General features: G+C 28.5%; 8 protein-coding genes, 2 tRNA genes and 1 pseudogene. 7 read left to right on the plus strand and 4 right to left on the minus strand.

The window, feature by feature from the left end; all coding sequences use genetic code 11:
• Positions 1-217, plus strand: a pseudogene (locus VK998_RS08375) (cation:proton antiporter); the annotation flags it as partial.
• A gap of 20 nt (positions 218-237) precedes the next feature.
• On the opposite strand, the gene VK998_RS08380 reads toward VK998_RS08375, so the two are convergent.
• From VK998_RS08380 to VK998_RS08395, 4 genes are all read right to left on the minus strand, one after another.
• Positions 238-675: a YaiI/YqxD family protein gene (locus tag VK998_RS08380; protein WP_325227568.1), complete on the minus strand. Its 438-nt coding sequence runs from the start codon at positions 673-675 to the stop codon at positions 238-240.
• Positions 676-695: 20 nt separating this feature from the next.
• Positions 696-968, minus strand: a complete 273-nt coding sequence (locus VK998_RS08385) for a putative signal transducing protein (RefSeq protein ID WP_325227570.1) — start codon at positions 966-968, stop codon at positions 696-698.
• Between the two features lie 66 nt (positions 969-1,034).
• The gene (locus VK998_RS08390; protein ID WP_325227572.1) at positions 1,035-1,625 is read right to left on the minus strand and encodes a DsbA family oxidoreductase; all 591 of its coding nucleotides are present in this window, start codon (positions 1,623-1,625) and stop codon (positions 1,035-1,037) included.
• Positions 1,626-1,893: 268 nt separating this feature from the next.
• Positions 1,894-1,980, minus strand: a tRNA-Leu gene (locus VK998_RS08395).
• Between the two features lie 155 nt (positions 1,981-2,135).
• On the opposite strand from VK998_RS08395, the gene polA reads away from it, so the two are divergent.
• From polA to dinB, 6 genes are all read left to right on the plus strand, one after another.
• Positions 2,136-4,817: a DNA polymerase I gene (gene polA, locus VK998_RS08400; protein WP_414713588.1), complete on the plus strand. Its 2,682-nt coding sequence runs from the start codon at positions 2,136-2,138 to the stop codon at positions 4,815-4,817.
• Positions 4,804-5,418, plus strand: a complete 615-nt coding sequence (gene coaE, locus VK998_RS08405) for a dephospho-CoA kinase (RefSeq protein WP_325227576.1) — start codon at positions 4,804-4,806, stop codon at positions 5,416-5,418. Before polA ends, coaE begins: the two co-directional genes overlap by 14 nt.
• 18 nt (positions 5,419-5,436) lie before the next feature.
• A complete protein-coding gene (locus tag VK998_RS08410; RefSeq protein ID WP_325227578.1) occupies positions 5,437-6,093 on the plus strand; it encodes a lytic transglycosylase domain-containing protein in 657 nt (218 codons plus the stop codon).
• 18 nt (positions 6,094-6,111) lie between these two features.
• Positions 6,112-7,866 carry a peptide ABC transporter substrate-binding protein gene (locus tag VK998_RS08415; RefSeq protein WP_325227580.1) on the plus strand — a complete coding sequence of 585 codons (1,755 nt, stop codon included), beginning with the start codon at positions 6,112-6,114 and terminating at the stop codon, positions 7,864-7,866.
• Between the two features lie 37 nt (positions 7,867-7,903).
• Positions 7,904-7,990: transfer RNA gene (locus VK998_RS08420), tRNA-Leu, on the plus strand.
• A 105-nt stretch (positions 7,991-8,095) separates the two neighbouring features.
• A partial coding sequence (gene dinB / locus VK998_RS08425) for a DNA polymerase IV (protein WP_325227582.1) occupies positions 8,096-8,716 on the plus strand: 621 nt, incomplete at its 3' end.

Raw genomic sequence — 8,716 nt, forward strand, 5'->3', positions numbered from 1 at the left:
TTCCACATTAAAGACAAATTTAAATTGGAAAGAAAGACTATTTTGTATAATATCCTATACGCCAAAAGCAACTGTTCAAGCTGCAATGGGTGCAGTTCCATTATCTATAGGGGTAGAGTCTGGAGAACTTATCTTGGCTATAGCGGTACTATCTATACTTATTACAGCACCTTTAGGAGCTATTGGTATTAATTACTCAGCAGAAAAATTACTGTAATATATGATGTATAAGCTGCATCAAGAAATTGATAAAATAAGTTTTTTCAAACTCTTTTGAAAATCCTCATCAGCTTGAGGATTTCTTTTTTTAAATTTAGTATAGATATTCTGTTTTCTTCGTAAGGTTTGGTGAATATGTCTTCTATTTAATATTTCATCTATATTATTATCTGTAATTAATAATCCATTTTGATTAATACAATAAGCATTTTTTGCTAATCCCATTGCTGCCAGGCCATAGTCCTGGGTAATTAATATATCACCGGATTTAATTTTATTAACTATATAATAATCAGCACTGTCGTTAGATATATCTACAGTCACGATTTCAGCATAGGGGTCGTTTAATTCTACTGCGTAATTTTTAACTATTACTATTTTAATATTATTTTCTTTTGCAATTCTTATTGCAATATCAACTACTGGGCAGCCATCGGCATCAACAAAAACAACCATTAATACACCTCTTAATTTATCTATTCATTCAAGGGAAATTCATCAATAATAGATTTAGCCTTTTCAAACATTGATTCTTCTACAAAAATATCAGTTCCATAAATTGAAAAGCCACTATAAATTCTCATATATCCTCCACTTCCTTGGTCTTTAAGGATATATGGGATATTATTTTCATCTAATAAATTTTCAATGAAGTTCAACTCAACACTATTATATACAGTTTTCAAAAGAGCCATTTCAATATCATCTTCATGATTTTTCTTGTGAAGATCAGTTTTCTTGTTGGACATAAAATTCACCTCTTATTAATTATACTTTATCATATATAATTAATACCCATAAATACAGTTAATTATTTAATCCAACAAATCTTTTTTAAATCTCTCATAATCCTTTAGTAATGTTACTTTTTTATTTTCATCTACAATAAATGTAGGAACAGATTCTATTTCGTATATAGACCACAATTTTTTTGCATCTTCCATTTTCTCATTATAAAAGTGACCATCAATACATCTATTCATTTCAGTTATATTGATTCCAGCTGATAATCCTATTTCATTAACAATTACAGGTTCACCTACATTTTTGCCATATTCAAATATAGTTTTAAAAGCTTCTTTAGCAAATTCGTAGTATTTTCCTTCATCTTTTGCAAATAATGCTGCTTTATGTAGTCGGTGGGTATTGAATTTTTTAGTTTTGTTATTGTATACTAAATTATATTCGGAGCCTAATCTTTCAATTCTTCTATAACTCATAGCTATCTGTTTTTGTGGAATGTGGTCTGTTAAATCTTCTCCTCCAATGGGAAGATCTGGATCTAATTCATAAGGGATCCATTCAATATGGATATCAGAATTTTCTTTTTTTAATTTTTCTGCTATAGCAAATCCAATATAACAAAAAGGACATGCAAAATCTGAAAAGATTTTAATACTAGTCATATTATCACTCCTTAAAATGTACTATATATGGTATACCCAAGGGGGTAAAATATAAACCTAATGTCTATTTGTTAAATAGATTGTATTTACTTAAACCAATCATCAATAATACTTATATTGGAAATTAGAAAAAATAGGATATAATTTATATAATATTAATTAGTGAAATAAACAAGGATTAAAAACTTAAGATTATTTTTAAATACGGGGCCAATGGGATGGAAATTAAAAAAGGCTTAAGCTTTATAGCTTAAACCTTTATAAGCACTGGTGCCGGTGGTGGGACTCGAACCCACACGCCTCGGAAGGCAACGGATTTTGAGTCCGTCTCGTCTGCCAGTTCCAACACACCGGCCTAACTTATTACAAGAAACATGATAACATAAATTAATAAAACAATCAAGAACTTATTTTTTATGAATATTTACTGATATATATATTTAAGGTATACTAGTTATAATAAAAGATTAAGGTTTTATCGTATTCAAGAAATATATGAGGAGTGATTTTGTGAAAAATGAACAAAGAAAAAAATTAATAGTCATAGATGGTAATAGTTTAATCCATAGAGCTTTTTATGCTCTTCCTTTACTGTCAACTAAGGATGGCATATATACAAATGGCGTTTATGGATTTTTAACCATGCTATATAGAATCAAAGATGAATATCCTACAGATTATATATGTGTGGCATTTGATAAAAAAGGACCTACATTTAGACATAAAACTTTTGATCTTTACAAAGCAAATAGGCAATCAACTCCTAATGAACTGTCTCAACAATTTCCAATATTAAAGGAAATACTTGCAGCTATGAAAATAGCTCAATTAGAATTAGATGAATATGAGGCAGACGACATAGCTGGTACTCTATCTAAAGCTGGTGAAGACAAGGGAATGGAAGTTATATTGGTAACTGGAGACAAGGATTATTTACAATTAGCTTCAGATAATACGAAGGTTTTAATAACTAGAAAAGGAATTACCGAACTAGAGGAATTTGATAAAGAAAAAATAATAGAAAAATATGGGATAACTCCAGAGCAATTTATTGATTTAAAAGGGCTTATGGGAGATAAATCAGACAATATCCCTGGAGTACCAGGTATAGGGGAAAAAACTGGCATAAAATTATTAAAACAATTTGGTACTATGGAAAACCTATATGATAATATAGATAAGGTAGGAGGAAAAAAGACTAAAGAATCTTTAATAGAAAATAAAAACACTGCAATGATTAGTAAAACTTTAGGTGAAATAATAAGAAATGCTCCTATTAAATTTACTTTTGAGGAGTTAAAAATAGAGGAACCTAATTGGGATGAATTGAAAAATATATATGAAGCCCTTGAATTTAATAGCCTATTATCAAAATTGCCTAGTGACAAAATAGAAAAAGAAGATTTAAACTATGAAACAAAGTATATAATAGTCAAAGAGAATAATTATAATTCAATAATAGAGAAGATAGAAAAGGAAAAAAGCTTTTGCTTTAAATTTGTGTTTGAAGAAGAACATTATATTAATAGTCAAATAATTGGAATAGGAATAAAAATTGGAGACGATACAGCATATTATGTAGATTATATCGAAAATGACATCCAATTATTTAAAGATAAATTTAAAAAGTACTTTGAATCTGAGAAAATTGAAAAATATGGGCATATGATGAAAATGGATATATATGCTTTACTTAGACTCAATATGGATATTAAAAATATTGCCTTTGATACTATGATAGGACAATATTTATTAAATCCTGCTCAGTCTAATTATAATATCAATGAATTAGGCAAAGAATATTTAAAGATTCGTGGAAAAGATTTAGAAGAAATATTAGGTAAAGGAAAGAAGAAAAAAACTTTTAAAGATTTGTCTATTAATACAAGAGCAGAATATATTGCCTCCATATTAGATATAGCTCATGGAGTAAAAGAACCAATCAATCAATTGATAGAAGAACAAAAAATGGCTAAATTATATTATGAAGTTGAATTACCTTTGGTTGAAGTATTAGCTCATATGGAATATTATGGATTCAATGTAAATTTAGATGTATTAAACCAATTAGGAGATGAATTCCAAGAAAAACTTGATAGTTTAACTAAAGAAATATATGATTTGGCTGGGAAAGAATTCAATATCAATTCTCCAAAGCAAATGGGAGAAATATTATTTGATGAGTTAAATTTACCAGTAATAAAAAAGACAAAAACAGGATACTCAACAGATGCAGAAGTTCTTGATAAATTAAAGGGACAACATGAAATAATAGAAAAAATACTAAAATATAGACAGATGGTAAAATTAAAATCCACATATATAGATGGTCTAATAAATGTAGTAGACTTAGAGACCAATAAAATACATTCTAGTTTTAATCAAACTGTTACTAATACTGGTAGGATTAGCAGTACAGAACCCAACTTACAAAATATACCTATTAAAACTGAAGAAGGTAGGAAAATACGGAAAGCCTTTGTAGTTGGAAACGACAACTATAAATTAGTAGATGCAGATTATTCGCAAATTGAACTAAGAGTGTTAGCGCATATATCCAAGGATTCAAAATTGATGGAAGCTTTTTATCACGATGAAGATATTCATACAAAAACTGCTTCAGAAGTATTTCATATTCCAAAGGATGAAGTAACTCCTTTAATGAGGAATAGAGCAAAAGCAGTAAATTTTGGTATTGTTTATGGTATAAGTGATTATGGTCTTTCAAAGGATTTAAATATTTCAAGAAAAGAAGCCAAAGAGTATATAGACAATTATTTAAAAAATTATGAAATGGTTAAAAAATACATGGATGATATTATAAAAATTGGAAAAGAAAAAGGTTATGTAGAGACTATATTGAATAGGAGAAGATATATTCCAGAACTCAAATCTAGAAATTATAATGTAAGATCTTTTGGAGAAAGAATTGCTATGAATACACCTATACAAGGAAGCGCAGCCGATATAATAAAGGTAGCAATGGTAAAAGTATTCAAAGAGTTAAAAAAGAGAAAATTAAAATCTAAATTAATATTACAGGTTCATGATGAGCTTATTGTTGAAGCTCATAAAGATGAAATAGATGAGGTCAAGAATATAATTAAGGATGTTATGGAAAACTCCATAAAGCTAGATATTCCGTTAAAAGTAGATTTAAAAATTGGAGAAAATTGGTATGAATCAAAATAGAATAAAGATTATTGGGGTAACTGGCGGTATCGCTACAGGAAAATCTACTGTATCAGGTATTATTGATAATATGGGTTATAAAGTAATAGATGCTGATAAAATAGCAAAAGATGTAGTAAAAATAGGCAAACCCGGTTATCAAAAAATAATTGATGTTTTTGGTAAAGATATTTTAGATGAAAATTGTAATATAAATAGAAAAAAACTTGGAAGGTTAATTTTTGAGGATAGTATATTGCGGGAAAAGCTTAACAATATAGTGCATTCCTTTGTATTAGAAAGTATAAAAGATTTGATTAACAAATATAGAAATGAAAGTATTATTTTTGTTGATGTGCCTCTGCTAATAGAGGAAATGGATAAATTAAATGAATATGAAATTACATTTGATGAAATATGGTTAGTTTATGTAGATGAATCTACCCAACTAGATAGGCTTATTAAAAGGGACTTAATTAGCAAAGATGAAGCAATTAAAAAAATTAGAGCCCAAATACCTATTGAATTAAAAAGAGAATATGCCACTAGGATTATTGATAATAGAAAAGACCTAGAAACTTTAGAAGAACAAGTGAAAAATATAGTAGATAAATTAAGATGATTCTCTGGAGGGTTTAATTTGACATGGATAATTAAAAAAATGTTAAAAAGCACCATCTCTATCATTACAATCTTTGCTTTTATTGTTATAGCAGTATATGTATATGTAAAAATTAGTTATCCTTTAGGATACGTAGATTTAATTAATAAATATTCAGATGAATACAATGTAGATCCTTATTTAGTAGCAGCAATTATTAATGTAGAAAGCAGGTATGATAAGGAAGCTTTATCTTCTAAGGAAGCAAGAGGACTTATGCAAATAGCACCTGTTACAGGACAATGGGCTGCTGAAACATTGGAGATAAATGATTTCAACTTAGAAAAATTGTTTGAGCCAGAAGTTAATATTAAAATCGGTACTTGGTACTTAAAAGTTCTCTCTGATGAATTTAACAATAATCTACAATTAATTTTAGCTGCCTACAATGGTGGAAGTGGAAATGTAACTAAATGGCTAAAGAATGTAGAATATTCTAAGGACGGAATAACTTTAAACAAAGTTCCTTTTAAAGAAACTGAAGAGTATATCCAAAAGGTAGAAAAAAATTTAAAGATTTATAGAATCGTATATAAGACTCAATTTGATAAACCATCTTTTTATGGAGAAAATAATTTAATTGCTTTAATTCATAGTTTTAAAAAAGTAATTAAAAATTTAGTAGTGTATAAGTAACTAAAGGGGGAATATGCTTTGAAATGTAAAAAGATATTAACTAAACTTTTAATTATAGTAGTCTTTTTTATTTTGGTAGGATGTGACAAAGAAGAAGCAAATAACACATCGGAGGCCTTTGAAACCAATACTACCAATGTTGAAGAACATGAAGCAGGGTATGGAGGCCAGTTAGTACTGCCATTAACTACTTTAAGCACATTAAACCCTCTAGTTAATGAAAATATTAGCTATTATTATTTTAGTAAACTTGTATTTGAAAGTTTATTTGAATTAGATAGAGAATTTAATATAGAAAATCAATTAGCTAAAGATTATTTAGTTAAAGATGATGGAACAATAAGCATTGAATTGAAAGATAATGTTTTTTGGCATGATGGAGAAAAATTTACTGCAGAAGATGTAGCTTTTACTATAAATGCAATTAAATATGGAGACGAGAATATTACCTATAAAAAAATGTGGGATTCTACCATTGGGAAATTCTATTCATCTAATATAAATAGAATTATAGATGTGAATATAATTGATGAATATAATTTAGACATAAAATTTGATACATATTTTAGCAACAGTTTGGAGGCATTGATATTCCCAATTGTACCCAAACATAGATTTGTTATTGACAAGGAGGACAAAAACTCATATATAAGAGCATTAAGTATGGATGACTATACTCCAATTGGGACAGGCCCTTATAAGTTTGTAAATTATAATAAGTATAAAGAAATCCATTTAGAATATTATCAAAACTATATGGAAGGTAGACCCTATATAGACCGGGTTTATGGGAAAGTATTAGAAGATGATGAATTGGCTTTAACAGCCTTTGAAGTTGGACAAATAGATCTAACTACTGCATTAGGAATAGATTGGGAAAAATTCGATCAAAACAATAGAGTTAGTATAGTTGAGTTTGTATCACAAAATTATGATTTTATAGGATTTAATTTTTCTAACCCAATTTTTAATAATGAAAAAGGACATAGGTTAAGAAAAGCTATGGCTTATGGTATAGACAGACAGTCAATAATTGTGAAGGTATTTTTAGGGCATGCTACCCAAATAGATTTACCAATCCATCCGAATTCCTGGTTAATATCTAGCGAAGCTAATATCTATGGATATAATTTATCAAAAGCTCGGGAAGAGTTGAATAAGCTAGGTTGGAAAGATATAAATGGAGATGGATATTATGAAGATGAAAATGGGAATAAGGTTACTTTAAGACTAACAACCAATTCCTATAATCCGCTAAGGTTAAAGGTAGCAGATATGATTTATGAGGATTTGAACAAATTAGGAATCCGAATCATAAAAGATTATCCAGAGAATATACCAGACAATCTAACAGAAGAAATGGTAGAAAATCAATGGGAAAAGATAAATAGTAAAATATTAAAAGGAGATTATGATATTGTATTATTAGGATGGCGTCTCTCAGCAATACCAGAATTATCCTTTGCCTTTCATTCTAGTCAAATTAAATCAGGAACTAATATTATTAGATATAACAATGAGGCTATGGACAAAGCTTTATTAGAAGCATATATGGCTAATGGTAGAGATGCAAAACTAAAAAAATATGAAAAACTTCAATCTATAATTACTCAAGATTTGCCTTATGTAAGTTTGTTTTTTAGGAACAATGCTTTGTTAATGGATAAAAAAATCAAAGGGGATGTTGACCCTACCTTTTATAATATATATAGAAATATTGAAAAATGGTATATTCCTAAAGAATTCCAGGAAGAAGTAGTTGATAAAAAGTAGGATTTTATTTTTAATAAGATGATAACAATATTAAATTGCAGGGGTGGTGGAACTGGTAGACACGTATGTTTGAGGGGCATATGGTAATTATACCATGAGGGTTCGAGTCCCTTCTCCTGCACCATAAAACAATATAAACAAAAAATCATATACGTTATGTATATGATTTTTTTGAATTTACTAAGTTTATGGTAAAATAGACTTAATAAACATGATAAGGATGATATATATGAATGATAGATCTATAATTCATATAGATATGGATGCTTTTTATGCATCGGTTGAACAAAGAGACAATCCTAGTTTACTAGGTAAACCTGTTATAGTAGGTGGAGTTCGTAGTAGAGGGGTTGTATCCACTGCATCGTATGAGGCTAGAAAATATGGAATCCATTCTGCTATGCCAATAAAAGTTGCCAAAAGATTATGTCCGAAAGGTATCTATCTACCTGTAGATATGAAAAAATATAAGAGTGTTTCTAAAGAAATTCACAAAATATTTAATAGATATTCATCAAAAATTGAGCCTATTTCTATAGATGAAGCATTTCTAGATGTAACAGGTCAAGAAGCTGTTTTTATAGCTAAAAGAATTAAAAATGATATTCAAAAAGAACTTAAACTTACTGCTTCTATTGGGATATCATATAATAAATTTTTGGCAAAATTAGCATCAGATATAAAGAAACCGAATGGATTAACAGTAATTAAAAAAGGAGAGGCAATGGAATTTTTAAAACCACTATCAGTGTCTAAATTGTGGGGTGTTGGACCAAAGATGGAAAGAGAATTAAATAAATTAGGCATCTATTATATTGGAGATATACAAGGGTATGATGTAGATGTTTTA

Origin of the sequence: Schnuerera sp. (assembly GCF_035459645.1) — a bacterium.
Classification (GTDB): Bacteria; Bacillota; Clostridia; order Tissierellales; family Tepidimicrobiaceae; genus Schnuerera.

What these genes read in the sequence shown, in the direction of transcription:
- VK998_RS08380 (WP_325227568.1), bottom strand. Translation starts at nt 675, where the DNA reads ATGGTTGTTTTTGTTGATGCCGATGGCTGCCCAGTAGTTGATATTGCA.
- VK998_RS08385 (WP_325227570.1), bottom strand. Translation starts at nt 968, where the DNA reads ATGTCCAACAAGAAAACTGATCTTCACAAGAAAAATCATGAAGATGAT.
- VK998_RS08390 (WP_325227572.1), bottom strand. Translation starts at nt 1,625, where the DNA reads ATGACTAGTATTAAAATCTTTTCAGATTTTGCATGTCCTTTTTGTTAT.
- coaE (WP_325227576.1), top strand. Translation starts at nt 4,804, where the DNA reads ATGAATCAAAATAGAATAAAGATTATTGGGGTAACTGGCGGTATCGCT.